15 protein-coding genes and 1 tRNA gene are annotated in these 19,938 nt (G+C 53.1%); 10 read left to right on the plus strand and 6 right to left on the minus strand.

Annotated features, from left to right (window positions below):
* Window positions 1-265: 265 nt before the first annotated feature.
* The 3 genes from M987_RS13785 to rutR all read left to right on the plus strand — a co-directional run bounded on the left by M987_RS13785 (window position 266) and on the right by rutR (window position 3,708).
* Window positions 266-1,906 carry an AAA family ATPase gene (locus tag M987_RS13785; protein WP_014069715.1) on the plus strand — a complete coding sequence of 547 codons (1,641 nt, stop codon included), beginning with the start codon at window positions 266-268 and terminating at the stop codon, window positions 1,904-1,906.
* On the plus strand, window positions 1,899-2,756 hold the full coding sequence (locus M987_RS13790) for an HNH endonuclease (RefSeq protein ID WP_014069716.1): 858 nt from the start codon (window positions 1,899-1,901) through the stop codon (window positions 2,754-2,756). The genes M987_RS13785 and M987_RS13790 overlap by 8 nt, the downstream gene beginning before the upstream one ends.
* Before the next feature lie 313 nt (window positions 2,757-3,069).
* Window positions 3,070-3,708 (plus strand): HTH-type transcriptional regulator RutR, encoded by a 639-nt coding sequence (rutR, locus tag M987_RS13795; RefSeq protein WP_014069718.1) that lies wholly within the window; start codon window positions 3,070-3,072, stop codon window positions 3,706-3,708.
* A 69-nt stretch (window positions 3,709-3,777) separates the two neighbouring features.
* On the opposite strand, the gene M987_RS13800 is transcribed toward rutR, so the two are convergent.
* Window positions 3,778-4,173: a lysozyme inhibitor LprI family protein gene (locus M987_RS13800; RefSeq protein ID WP_014069719.1), complete on the minus strand. Its 396-nt coding sequence runs from the start codon at window positions 4,171-4,173 to the stop codon at window positions 3,778-3,780.
* 101 nt (window positions 4,174-4,274) lie between these two features.
* On the minus strand, window positions 4,275-8,237 hold the full coding sequence (gene putA / locus M987_RS13805) for a trifunctional transcriptional regulator/proline dehydrogenase/L-glutamate gamma-semialdehyde dehydrogenase (protein ID WP_014069720.1): 3,963 nt from the start codon (window positions 8,235-8,237) through the stop codon (window positions 4,275-4,277).
* A gap of 423 nt (window positions 8,238-8,660) precedes the next feature.
* Between putA and putP the strand changes: the two genes are divergently transcribed.
* Both putP and M987_RS13815 read left to right on the plus strand, forming a co-directional pair.
* On the plus strand, window positions 8,661-10,169 hold the full coding sequence (gene putP, locus M987_RS13810) for a sodium/proline symporter PutP (protein WP_014069721.1): 1,509 nt from the start codon (window positions 8,661-8,663) through the stop codon (window positions 10,167-10,169).
* Window positions 10,170-10,286: 117 nt separating this feature from the next.
* On the plus strand, window positions 10,287-10,706 hold the full coding sequence (locus M987_RS13815; RefSeq protein WP_014069722.1) for a DUF3574 domain-containing protein: 420 nt from the start codon (window positions 10,287-10,289) through the stop codon (window positions 10,704-10,706).
* A gap of 71 nt (window positions 10,707-10,777) precedes the next feature.
* Here the strand turns inward: M987_RS13815 and M987_RS13820 are convergent, their stop codons facing one another.
* Complete coding sequence (locus M987_RS13820) at window positions 10,778-11,962, minus strand: NupC/NupG family nucleoside CNT transporter (protein WP_014069723.1); 1,185 nt, start codon at window positions 11,960-11,962, stop codon at window positions 10,778-10,780.
* 251 nt (window positions 11,963-12,213) lie between these two features.
* Here M987_RS13820 and efeU point away from each other — a divergent pair, with 251 nt between their 5' ends.
* The 4 genes from efeU (at window position 12,214) to phoH (ending at window position 16,795) form a co-directional block, all read left to right on the plus strand.
* A complete protein-coding gene (gene efeU / locus M987_RS13825) occupies window positions 12,214-13,047 on the plus strand; it encodes an iron uptake transporter permease EfeU (protein ID WP_014069724.1) in 834 nt (277 codons plus the stop codon).
* Window positions 13,048-13,090: 43 nt separating this feature from the next.
* Entirely contained in the window at window positions 13,091-14,218 is a 1,128-nt protein-coding gene (efeO, locus tag M987_RS13830; protein ID WP_014069725.1) for an iron uptake system protein EfeO, read from the plus strand.
* Window positions 14,219-14,223: 5 nt separating this feature from the next.
* Entirely contained in the window at window positions 14,224-15,507 is a 1,284-nt protein-coding gene (efeB, locus tag M987_RS13835; protein WP_014069726.1) for an iron uptake transporter deferrochelatase/peroxidase subunit, read from the plus strand.
* Window positions 15,508-16,006: 499 nt separating this feature from the next.
* The gene (phoH, locus tag M987_RS13840; protein WP_041162033.1) at window positions 16,007-16,795 is read left to right on the plus strand and encodes a phosphate starvation-inducible protein PhoH; all 789 of its coding nucleotides are present in this window, start codon (window positions 16,007-16,009) and stop codon (window positions 16,793-16,795) included.
* Window positions 16,796-17,057: 262 nt separating this feature from the next.
* Here phoH and M987_RS13845 read toward each other — a convergent pair.
* The 3 genes from M987_RS13845 to M987_RS13855 form a co-directional block, all read right to left on the minus strand.
* Window positions 17,058-17,145, minus strand: a tRNA-Ser gene (locus M987_RS13845).
* A gap of 147 nt (window positions 17,146-17,292) precedes the next feature.
* On the minus strand, window positions 17,293-17,970 hold the full coding sequence (locus M987_RS13850) for an isochorismatase family protein (protein WP_014069728.1): 678 nt from the start codon (window positions 17,968-17,970) through the stop codon (window positions 17,293-17,295).
* A gap of 20 nt (window positions 17,971-17,990) precedes the next feature.
* On the minus strand, window positions 17,991-18,851 hold the full coding sequence (locus M987_RS13855) for a pirin family protein (RefSeq protein WP_014069729.1): 861 nt from the start codon (window positions 18,849-18,851) through the stop codon (window positions 17,991-17,993).
* 110 nt (window positions 18,852-18,961) lie between these two features.
* Between M987_RS13855 and M987_RS13860 the strand changes: the two genes are divergently transcribed.
* A complete protein-coding gene (locus M987_RS13860) occupies window positions 18,962-19,867 on the plus strand; it encodes a LysR family transcriptional regulator (RefSeq protein WP_014069730.1) in 906 nt (301 codons plus the stop codon).
* Window positions 19,868-19,938: the final 71 nt, after the last annotated feature.

The raw sequence follows: 19,938 nt of genomic DNA on the forward strand, positions 1-19,938 counted from the left end.
AGTTTACCCCGTGTCAGTGTAGGTGCAAGGTGATACTGTTCAAAAACTATAATACATTACATGATTCATGCTCTTTGTCTGCCTCCCTTCATCGATTTGTGAACTAATGCTATGTGACTAACTGGCAGACTAAGGATCCTCATCTACCAGTATTATTCTGTTGGAGTTAGAGGATTAAAACATGGAATTGCATAGTTAAGAAAAAGTATGTAATTTCAGTAGATAATATACATGGCACTTTTTGTTTAAAAGAAGGGTTTTAAGGATGATTGAATTTACAGTGTTACCTCCTAAAGCTTGGCCTTCATCACCAGGGCCAAATAAAGTTTATCTAGTTCATCAAACATGGAATGATTATTCATACAAAACATTATTTAAACTTTTCGTGTATAGCACGCAAGAAAATAAAATTCTTGATATCGGCCATATTAAAATAGGCTTTGTCGGTCAGGATATTTCATTAAGTACGTATGACAAAATTGATAAGAAATTCATCCAGATTGATAATGAATTTTTTAGTCTTGCAGAAACACCGGAGTTTTATGAAAACCTCTATAAGGTTGGGGCGCAACGTTGTAAAGAAATTTTAAAAGCACTTAACTGTGTAGTTGTTAGCAATGAGGCAATGAGTGTTGCTAAAGAGGAGGAGGTTTTCAAGATATCTTTACTGAGAGATATTAATATAAATACCATTCAAGGTCAGTTTGTAAGGATCGTTGAGGGGGATAAGGCCTTAGTGGAATTTGATTTCGCTTTTGTTCGAGAGAATCATAAATATTCGGACATGAAATTAAAATTCAACGTTAACCCTATGCGATTACCTTCTAGTAATATACATGCTTTGATAGGTAGGAACGGATTAGGAAAGACAACATTACTTAATGAAATGGTCTCTTCTCTCGTTGGTGAAATGAGGCCTCATTCAGCTTCATTTCATGATTCTTTTGGTAACGTAATAGGTAAGGATTATTTTAGTACAATTATATCTGTTTCATTTAGTGCGTTTGACCCATTCCGCCCAATGATAGAACAAGACGACCCATTAATGGGAACTTGCTACTATTACATTGGTCTTAAGAAACCACAAAATTCAGATTGTCAGAATGACGTGAATGACGTGGATGACGTGGATGACGTGGATGACGTGGATGACGTGGATGACGTGGATGACGTGGATGACGTGAATGACGTGAATGACCTGTTGCCAATGCCTGAACTTCATGAAAAGTACGCCAACTCTGTGAGTAGGTGCTGTTCTGATGATTCAAAAAAAGAATTGTGGAAAAAAGCTATACGGAATTTGGAGTCTGATACAAATTTTAAAGATCTAAATTTAACAGAACTTGCCGATGTTGAAGAAAATGAGAGAGTTAATGTATGTATAGAGCGTTTGCAAAAAATGAGTTCAGGGCATGCAGTTGTATTTATGACAATCAGTCGCTTAGTTGAGGTTCTTCAAGATAAAACTCTAATCTTATTTGATGAGCCGGAAGGCCATTTGCATCCGCCCCTATTATCAGCATTTCTTCGTTCTTTAAGTGAATTGTTGCATAAGCGGAACGGTGTGGCAATCATGGCTACCCACTCTCCAGTAGTGGTGCAAGAAATCCCACGAGAATGTTGCTGGGTTTTGACCCGTTTTGGCGATACAACTCATTATGCCAGACCATCTATTGAAACATTTGCTGAGAATGTAGGTGTAATCACAAAAGAAGTCTTTAAGTTGGAAATGGAGCGTTCAGGGTTTCATAAACTTTTTCAGGATAAAGTAAATAAAAATTATTCATTTGAAGAAATAATAGAAATGTTCAGAGGGAGTATAGGGTTAGAAGGTCAGGCTATTTTGATGAGCATGATAATGCTAAGGGATAAAAGGCAAAATGAGAATGGAGGCAAGAATGCGTAAGTTGACATACCCTGATATTCAGTGTGCTGATCCTTTTTCAACTTGTATATTATCTGTGGATGTTAAGCATGTTGATTACATCACCAGAATGAGGGGCATATCCGGCATTGTTGCTTCGAATTGGAATGACTTTAGGAGTCGCAGCGAAGCTAAAGATTTTTATTTATTTACACCATGCTTACCAAGAAATATAAAACAAATAATTGCTGGGGACGTAAAGAAATCAGAATTGAAAGCTCTTTATGAAATTCACATGTTGAAAAAAGGGAGTGAATCAAGAAAAATATATGACAAGCTAAGAGCTTGTGCTGGTGGTACATGTCCACTTTGTGGAATAAGGGATGTGTCAACTTTGGATCATTATCTTCCTAAAGCTCGTTACCCGTTGCAATCAGTCAATCCGAAAAATTTGGTTCCTGCATGTCGAGACTGTAATACTGGGAAATTAGACAAAATATTTGAAACTAAACCCGAGCAAACACTTTATCCTTATGATGAGGATGCGAAATTTTATGAAGAAGAATGGATTTACGCCACCATTGAGAGAATGCAAGGACAACTAGTTTTTGATTTTTATGCAAATCCGCCTTTGCGCTGGCCTCAAGTTGACCGTGAACGAGCTATAAATCATTTCAATGCTTTTAACCTTCGTAAAGCTTACTCCTTGAATGCTTCATTAATGGTTACGACAGTTAAAACCACCATTAGTTTTCTTTTGACCATTGGTGACATCGATACAGTAAGAAATTGGTGTCGAGCTAATATAATCGCTGAAACACAAAATCCATCAAATAAAGCAATGTACCGAGCCATTATTGCAGATGATGATTTGTGTAGCGGTGTATTTTGATGAGTATATAATCCCCGCCAGAATTAAACTGGTGGGTTTTCTGGTTCGTTATGATCTGTTATATACGAGTTTACGCAGCAATAATTTGTATCTTTTCAATATCCCCTTCAGGCCTGCCGCAACCAACCTATAACTATCCCAGCTAAACTTTGATATAACTTCCCGACCGCATTCTAAATTACTCCTCCACACAGCCCATCCCCCTATCCACAACACGCTTCCTTAATAGATTTTACGCAACCCCCATCCCCCAAAATGTCGAGACAACCCCCCGCATTTGCTATGCTATGGCAAACCAATAAGGAGAGCTCAGATGACACAAGGTGCAGTGAAAACACCAGGTAAACGTTCGCAGGCGGTGAGTGCGAAAAAGCAGGCCATTCTGGGCGCGGCGCTGGATACGTTTTCGCAGTTTGGCATCCACGGTACGCGGCTGGAGCAGGTGGCAGAGCGGGCAGGGGTGTCAAAAACCAATCTGCTGTACTACTACCCGTCAAAAGAGGTGCTCTACGTTGCGGTGCTGCAACAGATCCTCGATATCTGGCTGGCACCGCTCAAGGCGTTTCGTGAGGAGTTCACCCCGCTGGTGGCGATTAAAGAGTACATCCGCCTCAAGCTTGAGGTATCCCGCGACTACCCGCAGGCGTCTCGCCTGTTCTGCCTTGAGATGTTGCAGGGCGCGCCATTGCTGAAAACCGAGCTAACCGGGGATTTAAAACAGCTGGTGGACGATAAATCGGCGATCATTGCCGGGTGGGTCGCCAGCGGCAAGCTGGCACCGGTAGAGCCGCATCATCTGATCTTTATGATTTGGGCCTCCACTCAGCACTACGCTGACTTTTCGGCCCAGGTCGAAGCGGTGACCGGCAAAACACTTCAGGATGAAACCTTCTTCCAGAACACGCTGGAAAACGTGCAGCGGATGATTATCGAAGGGATCCGCGTACGCTAGTTCCCCTCACCCCAACCCTCTCCCAAGGGGAGAGGGAGTTGTCCGTGCTCGTAGTTTTGTGGGGATTCCTCAATGCACAGGGGAGAGAGGGCAGCTCAAATCGCCTTCTTCACACTGCATCATCGACGCCAGATAGGCTTCGCGCTCGACGGTTTTCTCCGTCATACACTGGTTGATGATCATGGGCTGCACGCTGCCGCCCTCAGTACCCGACCCGACAAACGCACAATCCGCATCACGCAGGGCGATCCACGCCAGCTGTGCCTTCTTTAACAGATCGCGCTGTGGCGCTGGCGCACGTTTCATGGCGGCCTGATAAGTCTGGTTGAGTTTCTTGTCTGCCGCCTGGTATTGCGATGCCGTGCAGGTGTTCAGCTCAAGCTGAGTGCTGGCGTTGCCGCACTCATCCGCCAGTGCGCTGGTGCTCAGCAGTAACGCGCCTGCGGCAATCAGTAATCGTTTCATCATTTGCTCCCTGTAAAAAAGCCGGATGCGCTGCGCTTATCCGGCCTGTGGTGACAGATGTCGCCCCGGTAAGCTTAGCGCCACCGGGGGATTTTACACGATTAACCGATGGTCATCAGGCTGGCGTTACCGCCTGCGGCCGCGGTGTTGACGCTGAGTGAACGCTCAACGTACAGGCGCTCCAGCAACAGGTTGGTTTCGCCACGGGCAAAGCCCTGCACCGACACAATCGGCCCACGACGCGCCGCCACCTGCTCGCACAGTTCGCGCAGCTGGTCGGAATCACCGTGGTAGATCACCGCTTCGAAGTCCTGGCTGAGCAGTTCATCGGCTTTCGCAAAGCGGATACGCGCAGACACCACTTTCGGCAACTGTTTTGCCAGGTCGCGGTGCAGCCCATCTTCCGGCCACAATACTTCACAACCCGTTGCCGCCGCGGCTGCCAGTTGAACCAGCGCATCCTGCTCGTTATCCGCCACGCACAGCACACGCTCACGCGGCATCAGCGTCCAGGTGTTGCGCTCGCCGGTTGGCCCCGGCAGCAGACGCTGCGTACCTGCCTGTGCCAGCTCGCCGTACTGCTGAGCGATAGCACGCAGTTCCGGGCGTTTTTCCGCCCACGTAATCAGGGCTTCCAGCGGCTGGGTCAGCACGGCTTTCAGCTGTGCATCCACAGGGCGTTCCGCATCCTGACGTGCCAGCGTCACGCCCAGCGCATTTTCCGGGCGGTTGGCCAGCAGGCGATACAGGTACAGCGGGCCACCGGCTTTCGGACCGGTACCGGATAACCCTTCGCCGCCGAACGGCTGCACGCCGACTACGGCACCCACCATGTTGCGGTTCACGTACAGGTTGCCGACTTTGGCGCTGCCGGTCACCTGGGCAATGGTTTCGTCGATACGGGTATGCACGCCGAGCGTCAGACCGTAGCCGGAGGCATTAATCTGCTCGATGAGCTGATCCAGGTTGTTACGGTTGTAACGCACCACGTGCAGCACCGGGCCAAAGACCTCTTTTTTCAGTTCATCAAAGCTTGCCAGTTCAATCAGCGTTGGCGGAACGAAGGTACCGGTCTGCCACTCACGCGCGTCTTCGCTGTTTTCACGCACGGCCTGGAACACCGGGCGGCCTTTGGCGCGCATCGTCTGAATGTGGTTTTCAATGTTGCCTTTGGCTTCTTCATCAATCACCGGACCAATATCCGTGGTCAGGCGACCCGGGTTACCCATGCGGCATTCCGCCATGGCACCACGCAGCATTTTCAGCGTGTGGTCTGCCACGTCATCTTGCAGACACAGCACGCGCAGCGCAGAGCAACGCTGGCCCGCGCTGTCGAATGCCGAAGCCAGCACATCAACCACCACCTGCTCGGTCAGGGCGGACGAGTCCACAATCATGGCGTTCATCCCGCCGGTTTCTGCCACCAGTGGCGTCGGGCGACCCTGTGCATCCAGACGTGTGGCGATGTTGCGTTGCAGCAGCGTAGCCACTTCGGTCGAGCCGGTGAACATCACGCCGCGCACGCGGTTATCGGAAGTCAGCTGTGCACCCACCGTTTCACCACGGCCAGGCAGCAACTGCACCACGCCCGCCGGAACACCGGCTTCGAGCAGGATGTTGATCCCCTGGGCTGCAATCAGCGGGGTCTGTTCCGCCGGTTTAGCCAGCACGCTGTTACCGGCGGCAAGCGCGGCTGCAATCTGGCCGGAGAAGATCGCCAGGGGGAAGTTCCACGGGCTGATACACACTACCGGGCCAAGCGGGCGGTGCGTTTCGTTATCAAAATCATCGCGAACCTGGCCGGCGTAATAATGCAGGAAGTCCACCGCTTCACGCACTTCGGCAATGGCGTTGCTGAAGGTTTTACCTGCTTCACGCACCAGAATACCGATAAGCTGCTGCATCTGATCTTCCATCAGCACAGCAGCACGTTCAAGGATGGCGGCACGCTCCTGCGGCGGGGTGGCGAACCAGATTGGCGCGTTATTCACGGCGCTGTCGATAGCCTGGGACACTTCCTGCTCGCTGGCTTCACGCACGTAACCGACCACATCTTTCGGCTCTGCCGGGTTAACCACCGGCTGCATTTCGCCATCAGCCACCGGCTGCTCGAGAATAGGTTTGGCCTGCCATTTATGCAGCGCGCTGTTGAGCAGGGCAGAAGAGAGCGATGCCAGACGGTGTTCGTTCGCCAGATCCAGGCCAGACGAGTTCACGCGGCCCTGGCCATACAGCTCGCGCGGCAGGGCAATTTTCGGATGCGGCAGACCCAGCTGACCCTCCTGAGCGGCCATTTTCTCAACCGCCTGCACCGGATCGGCAACCAGCTCATCCAGCGGCAGCGTGGTGTCGGCAATACGGTTAACGAACGACGTGTTCGCGCCGTTTTCCAGCAGACGACGCACCAGGTACGCCAGCAGGGTTTCGTGCGTGCCCACCGGGGCATAAATACGGCATGGACGGTTCAGTTTACCATCCGCCACTTTACCGGTGACTTGTTCGTACAGCGGTTCACCCATGCCGTGCAGGCACTGGAATTCGTACTGGCCCGGATAGTAGTTCTGCCCGGCCAGGCTGTAGATAGCCGCCAGAGTGTGGGCGTTGTGGGTGGCGAACTGTGGATAAATCAGGTTCGGCACGCCCAGCAGTTTTTTGGCGCAGGCGAGGTAAGACACGTCGGTGTACACCTTACGGGTATAGACCGGATACCCTTCCAGGCCATCCATCTGCGCGCGTTTGATTTCGCTGTCCCAGTACGCGCCTTTCACCAGACGGATCATCAGGCGACGACGGCTGCGGGTTGCGAGATCAATCAGGTAATCAATGACGAACGGGCAGCGTTTCTGATAAGCCTGAATCACAAAGCCAATGCCGTTCCAGCCAGCCAGCTCCGGTTCGAAGCACAGTTTTTCCAGCAGATCGAGGGAGATCTCCAGGCGGTCGGCTTCTTCGGCGTCGATGTTAATACCGATATCATACTGACGCGCCAGCAGGGTCAGGGACTTCAGGCGCGGGTAGAGTTCGTCCATCACGCGGTCGTACTGGGCGCGGCTGTAGCGCGGGTGCAGGGCAGACAGCTTAATCGAGATGCCCGGGCCTTCGTAAATGCCACGGCCGTTGGAGGCTTTACCAATAGCGTGGATAGCCTGCTGGTAAGACACCATATACGCCTGCGCATCGGCGGCGGTCAGGGCCGCTTCGCCCAGCATGTCGTAAGAGTAGCGGAAGCCTTTGTCTTCCAGCTTGCGGGCATTCGCCAGCGCTTCGGCAATGGTTTCCCCGGTCACGAACTGTTCGCCCATCAGGCGCATCGCCATGTCCACACCTTTGCGGATCAGCGGTTCACCGCTCTTGCCAATGATGCGGTTCAGGGAAAGAGAGAGGTTGGCTTCGTTATGGGTAGACACCAGCTTGCCGGTAAACAGCAGGCCCCAGGTGGCGGCGTTAACGAACAGCGACGGGCTGCGGCCGATGTGTGACTGCCAGTTACCGTTGCTGATTTTGTCGCGGATCAGCGCGTCACGGGTGGCTTTGTCCGGAATACGCAGCAGCGCTTCCGCCAGACACATCAGGGCGACACCTTCCTGCGAGGAAAGCGAAAACTCCTGGAGCAGGCTCTGTACCATACCGGCGCGGCCGGAAGCGGTTTTCTGGTTACGCAGCTTTTCAGCAAGCTGATACGCCAGCTTGTGCGCCTGGGTGGCGATCGGCTCCGGCAGGCGAGCCTGTTCCAGCAGCATAGGGACGGCGTCGGTTTCGGCGCGGCGGTAGGCCCCGGTGATTGCAGCGCGGCTTACGGACTGCGGCAGGATCTGCTCGGCGAATTCAAGGAACGGCTGGTGGTTCTCTTCGGCGGCTGTAGCCGCTTCTTCGCTTTCATTTGCCGCACCGCTCAGCAGGGCTGGCAGCTCGGGTAATCCGTCTTCGCTTTCCAGTCTTTCCAGATAATTAAAAATTGCCTGCTTAATTAACCAGTGCGGCGTGCGGTCAATGCGGGTTGCTGCGGTTTTAATCCGTTCGCGGGTTGCGTCATCCAGCTTAACCCCCATGGTGGTCATGCCCATGCCAAAACTCCTGTTGTTCTGTGTTCGTGTTCTCGTTGATAGCGTGAAATATCCACCATGTTGCAACTTTGTGCAACCGTGTTAAATGTGACACGGTTTGCAAGCTGGGAAATGAATGGATTGTTAATGGAGAGTTAGCTGGAAAAAATAGCTGGCTTATGGTGCCAAAGCCTGTTTTTATGCGGCACTTAACACTTTTTAAAGGTGCAACCCGTAAAAGCGTGAGCGAGTGCAACCTATACGAAAGACGTATAAAACCAGGGATGAATTTGATGTAAATGCAGTGTTAAATCGTTTGTGTGCGAGCACTGCTTCCGGCAGGATACGCGCGGCCAACAGAAATACACATCATCATCACCCCGTTCCGGTGATGGAATAAAAGGCAGCCGGGAAGGTTGTCGATCAAATTATTGGAGTCTTTAAATGGCAATTAGCACACCGATGCTGGTGACATTTCTTATTTATATTTTTGGCATGATCCTGATAGGTTTTTTGGCCTGGCGATCAACAAAGAACTTTGACGACTATATTCTGGGCGGACGCAGTTTAGGGCCAATGGTCACCGCACTCTCTGCGGGCGCATCGGACATGAGCGGCTGGCTGCTGATGGGTTTACCGGGTGCGATTTTCATCTCCGGCATTTCAGAAAGCTGGATTGCGATTGGCCTGACCGTGGGCGCATGGGTTAACTGGAAGCTGGTTGCGGGCCGCCTGCGCGTGCACACCGAGGCGAACAACAATGCCCTGACCCTGCCGGATTACTTCACCGGGCGCTTTGAAGATAACAGCCGCGTGCTGCGCATTATCTCGGCCCTGGTTATCCTTGTGTTCTTCACCATCTATTGTGCGTCCGGCATTGTGGCCGGTGCGCGTCTGTTCGAAAGCACCTTCGGTATGAGCTATGAAACGGCGCTGTGGGCCGGTGCGGCGGCGACAATCCTGTATACCTTCGTGGGCGGTTTCCTGGCGGTGAGCTGGACTGACACCGTGCAGGCGAGCCTGATGATCTTCGCGCTGATCCTGACGCCAGTGATTGTGATTTTCACCGTTGGCGGCTTTGGCGATTCGCTGGAAGTGATCAAGCAGAAGAGCATCGAAAACGTCGATATGCTGAAAGGGCTGAACTTTGTCGCGATTGTATCGCTGATGGGTTGGGGCCTGGGCTACTTTGGTCAGCCGCATATTCTGGCGCGCTTTATGGCCGCTGACTCTCACCACACCATTGTTCATGCGCGTCGTATCAGTATGACCTGGATGATCCTCTGCCTGGCAGGGGCGTGTGCGGTGGGCTTCTTCGGTATCGCGTACTTCAGCAATAACCCGGCGCAGGCGGGGGCGGTGAATCAGAACGCCGAGCGCGTGTTTATCGAGCTGGCGCAAATTCTGTTTAACCCGTGGATTGCCGGTATCCTGCTGTCCGCCATTCTGGCGGCGGTGATGTCGACCCTGAGCTGCCAGCTGCTGGTCTGCTCCAGTGCGATTACGGAAGATCTGTACAAAGCGTTCCTGCGTAAAGGGGCGAGCCAGAAAGAGCTGGTGTGGGTAGGGCGCTTTATGGTGCTGGTGGTGGCGCTGGTATCCATTGCGCTGGCGGCCAACCCGAACAACCGCGTTCTGGGTCTGGTAAGCTATGCGTGGGCGGGCTTTGGTGCCGCGTTTGGTCCGGTAGTGCTGTTCTCGGTTATGTGGTCACGCATGACCCGTAACGGCGCGCTGGCAGGCATGATTATTGGTGCGGTAACGGTTATCGTCTGGAAACAGTTCGCGTGGCTGGGCCTGTACGAAATCATCCCTGGCTTCATCTTCGGCAGCATCGGGATCGTGGTGTTCAGCCTGCTGGGCAAAGCACCGTCTGCGGCGATGCAAAAACGCTTTGCAGAAGCGGACGCGCATTACCACACAGCTCCGCCATCTAAGCTGCAACCTGAGTAATCACACTCTCTACCTCCTGTAGGCCGGGTAAGCGCAAGCGCCACCCGGCTTTTTTCTTGCTAAATTCCACAATTTACGCTGATATCGCTGTGCTTATAACAATGAGGATAGCGAAGTATGACAATCAAAACAGGGCTTATGGTGGCGGCACTTTTCATGCTGGCAGGCTGTAACGCACCCGCGCACAACACTGCTGACACCACCTGCAAAGTGGATAACCAGATGCAGCAAACCACGCTTTATTTCGGGCTGAGCCGCCCGGCAGGGAAAGACATTACCGGTCAGGAGTGGCAGCAGTTTGTTGACCAGGACGTAACCCCGCGCTTTCGCGATGGCCTGACGGTATTTGATGCCCGTGGGCAGTGGCTGGGTAACGACGGGAAAGTGGCGCGTGAGCAGAGCAAGGCGCTGATGCTGATCCACGGTAAAGACGCCGCGAGTGAGCAGAATATTGAAGCGTTGCGTGGGATCTACAAATCACGCTTTGCGCAGGAGTCGGTGATGCGTGTCGATCAGCCGGTGTGCGTGCAGTTCTAATGAAAAACGGCGGGAAAACCCGCCGTTGTTGTTTTGTAGGCCGGGTAAGCGAAGCGCCACCCGGCATGAGATTACAACACTAATCCCGCAAAACTCGCCGACAGCAAACTCACCAGCGTCGCGCCGTACACCAGACGCAACCCGAAGCGGGACACGGTGTTCCCTTGCTGCTCGTTCAGGCCCTTAATGGCGCCCGCAACAATCCCGATAGACGCAAAGTTAGCGAACGAAACCAGGAACACGGACAAGATGCCCAGACCGCGTGGGGTCATCTGATGCGCAATTTTTTGCAGCTCGATCATCGCCACAAATTCATTGGCAACCAGCTTCGTGGCCATAATACTGCCCGCATTTAAGGCATCGCTCAGCGGAATACCAATCAGCCACGCCAGGGGATAAAACACATAGCCCAGGATCTGCTGGAAGCTCATGCCAAATACGCTGGTGAACAGGGCGTTGACCGCGCTAATAAGAGCGATAAAGCCAATCAGCATAGCCAGAATAATCATCGCCACTTTAAAACCGGCCAGAATATACTCACCCAGCATTTCAAAGAAGCTCTGGGATTCGTGCATTTTTTCCAGTTTGATATCCGGCTCCGCTTCCGGGCGCGCCGGGTTGATGACGGAGAGAATAATAAAGGTGCTGAGCATATTGAGAATGAGCGCCGCGACGACAAATTTAGCATCCAGCATGGTCATGTACGCGCCGACAATCGACAACGACACGGTAGACATCGCGGTAGCAGCCATCGTAAACAGACGGCGGGAGGAGAGGTCGCCCAGGATCCCTTTGTAAGCAATGAAGTTTTCAGACTGCCCAAGGATCAGTGAACTGACGGCGTTAAAGGACTCCAGTTTCCCCATCCCGTTCACTTTCGACAGCAACGTCCCGATAATCCGAATAAACACCGGCAGAATTCGCCAGTGCTGGAGAATACCAATCAGCGCGGAAATAAAAATAATCGGGCAAAGGACGCCGAGGAAAATGAAGGCCAGCCCTTTTTCACCCATACCGCCAAAGACGAAATTCGTCCCTTCGGAGGCAAATTTAAGCAGCGATTCAAAGAACCCTGAGACATATTTAATCAGGAAAAGACCGCTTTCGGCATGAAGGAAAAAGAATGCCAGGGCAATTTCAATAATAATAAGCTGTAAAACGTAGCGAATACGAATTTTTCGGCGGTCAAAACTCACCAGCCAGGCAAGCGCAAGAATAATCACCAGCGCCAGCAGGAAGTGGATAATATTATACATGGTTAATTTTCGGTTGGTTTTCGAGTGGCATATTTAGCCACAGCTATGTTTAACCGTAAATGGGCATTTACGTTATAAGTTATAAACACAACGATAACGACAGAAACTATTAACCGGCGAGCGATTTACATCTCGTCATCAAAACACCACACATTTCGCTTGTGTTTCTCATCTACGTAATGATAATCACTATCACAAGAATTTACCTTTCTTTGCATCAGTTGACCGCGATTAACAATTAAGGTGTCGGCATGTTTGTTCCATTTCTCATTATGTTACGTGAAGGCCTTGAAGCTGCCTTAATCGTGAGTCTTATTGCAAGTTACCTCAAGCGAACCCAGCGCGGGCGCTGGATTGGCGTGATGTGGATTGGGGTTTTCCTTGCCGCGGCGCTCTGCCTGGGGCTTGGGATCCTCATCAACGAAACCACCGGTGAGTTCCCGCAGAAAGAACAGGAACTGTTCGAAGGCATCGTCGCCGTGATTGCGGTGGTGATCCTGACCTGGATGGTGTTCTGGATGCGCAAAGTGTCCCGTAACGTGAAAGTTCAGCTGGAGCAGGCGGTCGATAACGCCCTGCAAAAAGGCAATCACCACGGCTGGGCGCTGATCATGATGGTCTTTTTCGCCGTTGCGCGTGAAGGCCTGGAATCGGTCTTTTTCCTGCTGGCTGCGTTCCAGCAGGATGTGGGGATCTGGCCGCCGCTCGGTGCCATGCTGGGGCTGGCAACGGCGGTGGTGCTCGGTTTCCTGCTGTACTGGGGCGGTATTCGCCTGAACCTGGGCGTGTTCTTCAAGTGGACGAGCCTGTTTATTCTGCTGGTTGCCGCTGGGCTGGCCGCGGGCGCGATCCGTGCGTTCCACGAAGCCGGGCTGTGGAATCACTTCCAGGATGTCGCGTTTGACCTGAGCAATGTGCTCTCTACGCACTCCCTGACCGGAACCCTGCTCGAAGGTATCTTCGGGTATCAGGAGACGCCGAGCGTCAGTGAAGTGGCGATGTACTTTATCTATCTGGTTCCGGCGCTGGTGCTGTTCGCGCTGCCGCCGCGTGCCCGCACCCAGACGTCGCATCCCGCGCCGTAATGGGGTTGGTGTAGTTACAACATACTTTTAAAAGGGAAGAGTCATGGCAATTCAGTTCCGTCGTAGTGCGTTACGCGCAGGCATTGCCGCGCTGTTCGCTTCTGCATTCTCCGCGCAGGCAGCCGATATTCCGCAGGTTAAAATCACTGTGAATGATAAGCAGTGTGAGCCGATGAGCGTCACGGTGAACAGCGGTAAAACGCAGTTTATTATTCAGAACCACAGCCAGAAGGCGCTGGAATGGGAAATCCTCAAAGGCGTGATGGTGGTGGAAGAGCGTGAAAACATCGCCCCGGGCTTTAGCCAGAAAATGACGGCTAACCTGCAACCTGGCGAATACGACATGACCTGTGGCCTGCTGACCAACCCGAAAGGCAAGCTGATTGTGAAAGGCGAAGCCACGGCGGATGCCGCGAAAGGCGAAGCCCTGCTGAGCCTGGGCGAGGCGATTACCGCCTATAAAGCCTATGTCACCAAAGAGACCGCGGACCTGGTTACCGGCACCAAAGCCTTTACCGATGCAGTGAAAGCGGGCGATCTCGAAAAAGCGAAATCCCTGTATGCGCCAACCCGTCAGCACTACGAGCGTATTGAACCTATTGCTGAACTGTTCTCCGACCTGGATGGCAGCATCGATGCCCGTGAAGATGACTACGAGCAGAAAGCCGCCGATCCTAAGTTCACCGGTTTCCACCGTCTGGAAAAAGCGCTGTTTGGCGATAACTCCACCAAAGGGATGGAGAAGTACGCTGAGCAACTGAACACCGACGTGCTGGAGCTGCAAAAACGTATTAGCGAGCTGGCGTTCCCGCCATCTAAAGTGGTGGGCGGCGCGGCAGGCCTGATTGAAGAAGTGGCGGCGAGCAAAATCAGCGGTGAAGAAGACCGTTACAGCCACACTGACCTGTGGGACTTCCAGGCTAACGTCGATGGCGCGCAAAAAATTGTCTCTCTGCTGCGTCCGCAGTTGCAGAAAGAGAACAGCGAGCTGCTGGCGAAAGTGGATGCCAACTTCAAGAAAGTCGACACCATTCTGGCAAAATATCGCACCAAAGACGGCTTCGAAACCTACGACAAGCTGACGGATGCTGACCGTAATGCGCTGAAAGGCCCTATTACGACTCTGGCAGAAGATCTGTCTCAGCTGCGTGGCGTACTGGGTCTGGACTAAGCGCGATGAACAAGCAAGACGAATTCGACGTGGCTGAACCTTCGCGACGTCGTTTACTGAAAGGGGTAGGGGCGCTGGGTGGCGCGCTTGCCCTGGCTGGCGGATGCCCGGTGGCACATGCGGCTAAACCGCAAAGTGCTCCCGGCACGGTATCCCCCGAAGCACGAATGGAAACGCAGCCTTTCTATGGTGCGCACCAGTCGGGCATTCTGACGCCGCAGCAGGCCTCTATGATGCTGGTGGCGTTTGATTCGCTGGCCAGTGATAAAGCCGACCTGGAGCGTTTGTTCCGCCTGCTGACGACGCGTATCGCGTTTCTCACCGCAGGCGGCCCGGCACCGCAAACGCCTAACCCGCGTCTTCCGCCGATGGACTCCGGTATTCTTGGGCCGTTTATCGCCCCGGATAACCTGACCATGACCGTGTCGCTGGGTGATTCGCTGTTTGATGAACGCTATGGCCTGACGAAGCACAAACCGAAATCGCTGCAAAAAATGACGCGATTCCCGAATGATTCGCTTGATGCGGCGCTGTGCCACGGCGATCTGCTTCTTCAGATTTGTGCCAACACTCAGGATACGGTGATCCACGCCCTGCGCGATATCATCAAGCACACGCCGGATCTGCTGAGCGTGCGCTGGAAGCGGGAAGGATTTATCTCTGACCATGCTGCGCGCAGCAAAGGGAAGGAGACACCCGTCAACCTGCTTGGCTTTAAGGATGGCACCGCCAACCCGGACAGCAGCGATCCCGCGTTGATGAAAGAAGTGGTCTGGGTCACGGCCGATCAGGGAGAGCCTGCGTGGGCCGTTGGTGGCAGTTATCAGGCGGTGCGTATTATCCAGTTCCACGTGGAATTCTGGGATCGCACGCCGCTCAAAGAGCAGCAGACCATTTTCGGCCGTGACAAGCAAAGCGGTGCGCCGCTGGGCATGAAAAACGAGCACGATGTGCCGGATTACAGCGCTGACCCGAACGGTGACACCATCGCGCTGGACAGCCATATTCGTCTGGCGAACCCGCGCACCAAAGAGACGCAGTCCAGCCTGATGATGCGCCGTGGCTACAGCTATTCGCTGGGAGTGACCAACTCGGGTCAGCTGGATATGGGTCTGCTGTTTGTCTGCTATCAGCATGACCTGGAAAAGGGCTTCTTAACCGTGCAGAAGCGGTTAAACGGCGAAGCGCTGGAAGAGTACATTAAGCCTGTCGGCGGTGGCTATTTCTTTGCCCTACCTGGGCCGCGCGATCAAAACGCGTATCTCGCACAAGGGCTCCTCGAAGCCTGATAATTGTCCCTGCGATAGTTCGCGGGGACATTATTTTTTCATATGACTATCCCTCTGTTATATTTCTGTAATATTCCTGTATGAGACTGATTTCACCTGTAGGGACAGTCTTAAAGTTGCATCAAAGTAAAATAAATGTTGCATTTATGATAAGCCTTGATGTACTTAATATAAGACAGCGGTAGTTCCCGGCAGTGATGCTGAATCACAATGGAGATCGCGAATGGTTGCGTCCTGTACTGGACATGGTAAACATAAAAACCGCAGCACCCGGCGCGGAGGCTCAGACTCCGGCAGCGATTTCCTCACCACTAAATTCTCCTCATCTTCTCCAGAATCTCCTTCGACCGACGTGCAAAATGGTGCGCGTAGCCGTTCTGTATCGTCATCCGATAAAGCAAGCAATGGCTTACAAGGAAGCCAACCCTCTGATGTTCGTGCGCATAATCGTGCCGAAACTGGCGCGTGTGATGAATACCAACAACTCAAGGTGCTATCCATGGGAAGACAAAAAGCAGTGATCAAAGCTCGTCGCGAAGCAAAACGTGTGCTGAGACGGGATTCACGTAGCCATAAGCAACGTGAAGAAGAATCGGTCACCTCGCTTGTGCAGATGAGTGGCGTTGAAGCAATTGGCATGGCGCGGGACAGCCGTGATAATTCCCCAATTGTGGCGCGCAATGAAGCTCAGGCGCACTACCTGAATGCTATCGAGAGTAAACAGCTCATCTTTGCAACCGGTGAAGCCGGATGCGGGAAAACCTGGATTAGTGCAGCCAAAGCGGCGGAGGCTCTGATCCATAAGGACGTGGACAGGATTATCGTCACCCGTCCGGTACTGCAAGCTGATGAAGATCTCGGCTTCTTGCCCGGAGACATTTCGGAAAAGTTTGCTCCATACTTCAGGCCCGTCTACGACGTGCTGGTGAAACGACTGGGTGCATCCTTTATGCAGTACTGCCTGCGACCAGAGATTGGCAAGGTGGAAATCGCGCCGTTCGCCTATATGCGCGGACGTACATTTGAAAATGCGGTCGTGATCCTTGACGAGGCTCAGAACGTGACCGCTGCGCAAATGAAGATGTTTTTAACGCGCCTCGGGGAAAATGTGACGGTTATCGTTAACGGCGATATCACCCAATGCGATCTGCCATCTGGTGTGAAATCCGGCCTGAGCGATGCGATGTCACGTTTTGAGGAAGATGAGATGATTGGGGTGGTTCGCTTTACCAAAGATGACTGCGTGCGGTCGGCGCTTTGCCAGCGCACGCTTCAAGCGTACTACTGAGTTAGCTGTTGTGTTCAAGGCCCGGGAAACCGGGCTTTGTTTTTTGTACTTTTATTCCCTCTCCCCTGGGGAGAGGGTTAGGGTGAGGGGCTCAGATCGCACCGGGTTGCATATAGCGCCGGGGGGATTGACTCGCTTTGCTCTCAGTCTGTCCAACTGGCTGCGCCAGTTGTCGAACCCCGGTCGGGGATTCTCATCCCCCCGCAGACGTGCAACATGCGAAAAAAAAGCCCGCATTTTCATGCGAGCTCTTCTTTAAAGATGGCGGTGAGGGGGGGATTCGAACCCCCGATACGTTGCCGTATACACACTTTCCAGGCGTGCTCCTTCAGCCACTCGGACACCTCACCATATTGTATTGCTGCCTGACCGCTTGGGGGGCAACGGGGCGCTACTATAGGGAGTTGCGCTAAAACGGTCAAGCAGATTTTCTGCTTTAGTGCTTGTTCGGTTAAGCAATAATCAGCTCCACGGTGTTTATGCCGTGGAGCGTGTCATTACCGCTGTGAATCGAGCACTTCGCTGTGCTTCACCACGTCCTGTGCTTTGCTGTAACTTTCAATCAGCAACTGATAAGCAGGGAAGATGTGCGTGTACACCTCAGCCCACTCGGCGGCGTCTTCTCGGTTCCAGGTGCGCTGAATTTCAGACGCGACAGCCGCCGTATCCATTGGCACAACACCCGCTTGCACCACGCGAGCCAGAGTTATCTCCTGGGCCATTTTGCTGTAGGTGCCTGACGCATCAATAACCGCAAACACTTTATAGCCGTCGGCCACTGCGCTGATTGACGGAAACGCCATGCAAACGCTGGTGATGGTACCTGCAATGATCAGCGTCTTGCGCCCGGTCGCCTTCACAGCAGCGACAAATTCCGGGTTGTCCCAGGCGTTGATCTCACCTTTGCGTGCCACATATTGCGCATGAGGCGCGTTGGCGTGGATCTCCGGGATCAGCGGGCCGTTTGGGCCTTGCGGCACGGACGCGGTGGTAATCACCGGGATCTTCGCCAGGGTTGCGATTTTGGCCAGCGCTGCCGCACGGGCACGCAGTTCCGGCATCGGCATGTCACCAACGGTCTGGAATAACCCGCTCTGATGATCAATAAGCAGCATGACCGCATCGTTTACATCAATGACCGGGCGTGCTCCATTAAAATTCGCAGGTGTAGACATTTTCTTCTCCTTAATTACGATCAGATCTGGCCGAAGCGGCCTGAGTTAAAATCGCTAATGGCTTCAGCGATTTCGGTTTTACTGTTCATCACAAACGGGCCATAGCCCACAATCGGCTCATTCAGCGGTTCCCCGGCCATAAGCAGCACTTTGGCATCACGGCTGGCTTCCAGATGTAGTTTCTCTCCTTGCTGACTCAGGACCACAAGCTGAGCTTCCCCTGCCTGCGCAGAGCCGTTCACCGTTACGTTGCCTTCAAGCACAACCAGTGCGGTGCTCCAGCCCTCGGGCAGAGTTAGCGCAAGATGGCTCCCCTGATGCAGCGTAATGTCCCATACATTCAGTGGTGAGAAAGTACGGGCAGGGCCAGTGATGTCTCCGTATCGCCCGGCGATAACGCGCAGGTCGCCGCCGTTATCGGGTAACGCCACCACCGGGATCGTGTCGCGGGTGATGCTCTGATACCCCGGTGCTGCCATCTTGTCTTTCGCGGGCAGGTTCACCCACAGCTGCATCATCTTGAGTTCGCCACCTTTCTGTGCAAATCCACTGGAATGGAACTCTTCATGCAGAATGCCGGAGCCAGCAGTCATCCACTGCACATCGCCGGGGCCAATCACGCCGCCTTTACCGGTTGAGTCGCGATGCTCGACTTCGCCGGAATAGACGATAGTGACCGTTTCAAACCCGCGATGGGGGTGTTCGCCCACGCCACGTTTTGCGCCATCCGCCGGGAAGGTATACGGGCCTGCGTAATCCAGCAGCAGGAATGGGCTGAGCGGCTCGCCGTGAGTCTGATAAGAAAACATTGAACGAACCGGAAACCCATCACCAACCCAGTGCTGACGCGGTGCGGTATAAACGCCTGTAACATTTTTCATGGCTATCTCCTGATGTTCTGTTGATGTTTATTAGCTTATATTCAGGTTTAATATCCCGGTAGGCAGTGAAAATGACATTCACTGTTCCATAAATGGAACGATGAGGTTTTATGCAGGATCTCAATGACTTCGTGTGGTTTGTGAAGGTGGTCGACTACGGTGGTTTCGCTGCTGCCGGGCGGGCGCTCGATCAGCCAAAATCAAAACTGAGCCGCCGTATTGCGCAGCTTGAAGAGCGGCTTGGGGTGCGGTTAATTCAGCGCACCACGCGCCAGTTTACCGTTACCGAAGTGGGCCAGACTTTTTATCAACACTGTAAAGCGATGCTGGTGGAAGCTGAGGCGGCGGAAGAGGCCGTCGCCGCGTTGCAGGCGGAGCCACGCGGTATTGTCAGGATCACCTGCCCAGTGACCTTACTGCATGTGCACGTAGGGCCGATGCTGGCGCGCTTTATGGCGAAATATCCGGGAATAAACCTCCAGCTTGAAGCCACCAATCGTCGGGTGGATCTGGTGGGTGAGGGGATCGATATTGCAATCCGTGTGCGTCCGCGTCCGTTTGATGACAGCGACCTGGTTCTGCGGGTGCTTGCCGACAGAGGGCATTGTCTGGTGGCCGGGCCTGATTTGATTCAGCGTATGGGGAAACCGGTTATGCCGTCAGAGCTGAGCTGCTGGCCGGGGTTGAGTATGGGGGAGGGGAGGCAAGTTCATAAATGGGATTTGACCGGCCCGCAGGGGGCAAAAGCGGAGATCCACTATGCCCCGCGTTTTATCACGACCGATATGCTGGCGCTGCGGGAAGCGGCTATGGCAGGTGTGGGCGTGGTGCAACTTCCCATTTTGATGGTGAAAGATCAGCTCGCCTCAGGGGCGCTGGTTCGGGTTCTGGATGAATGGGAGCCTCGCCGGGAGGTTATTCATGCGGTATATCCGTCCAGACGTGGGCTATTGCCATCGGTGAGAACGCTGGTGGATTTTCTGACGGAAGAGTATGCGCGGATGGTGGAGGAGTAGTGGTTCCCCAGTCATTATTGCTTTATAAAGCGATGATATTACGCCATGGAAATAAAAGACTTACCGCGGCT

This window comes from Enterobacter soli ATCC BAA-2102 (genome assembly GCF_001654845.1).
In the GTDB taxonomy this organism is placed as follows: domain Bacteria; phylum Pseudomonadota; class Gammaproteobacteria; order Enterobacterales; family Enterobacteriaceae; genus Enterobacter; species Enterobacter soli.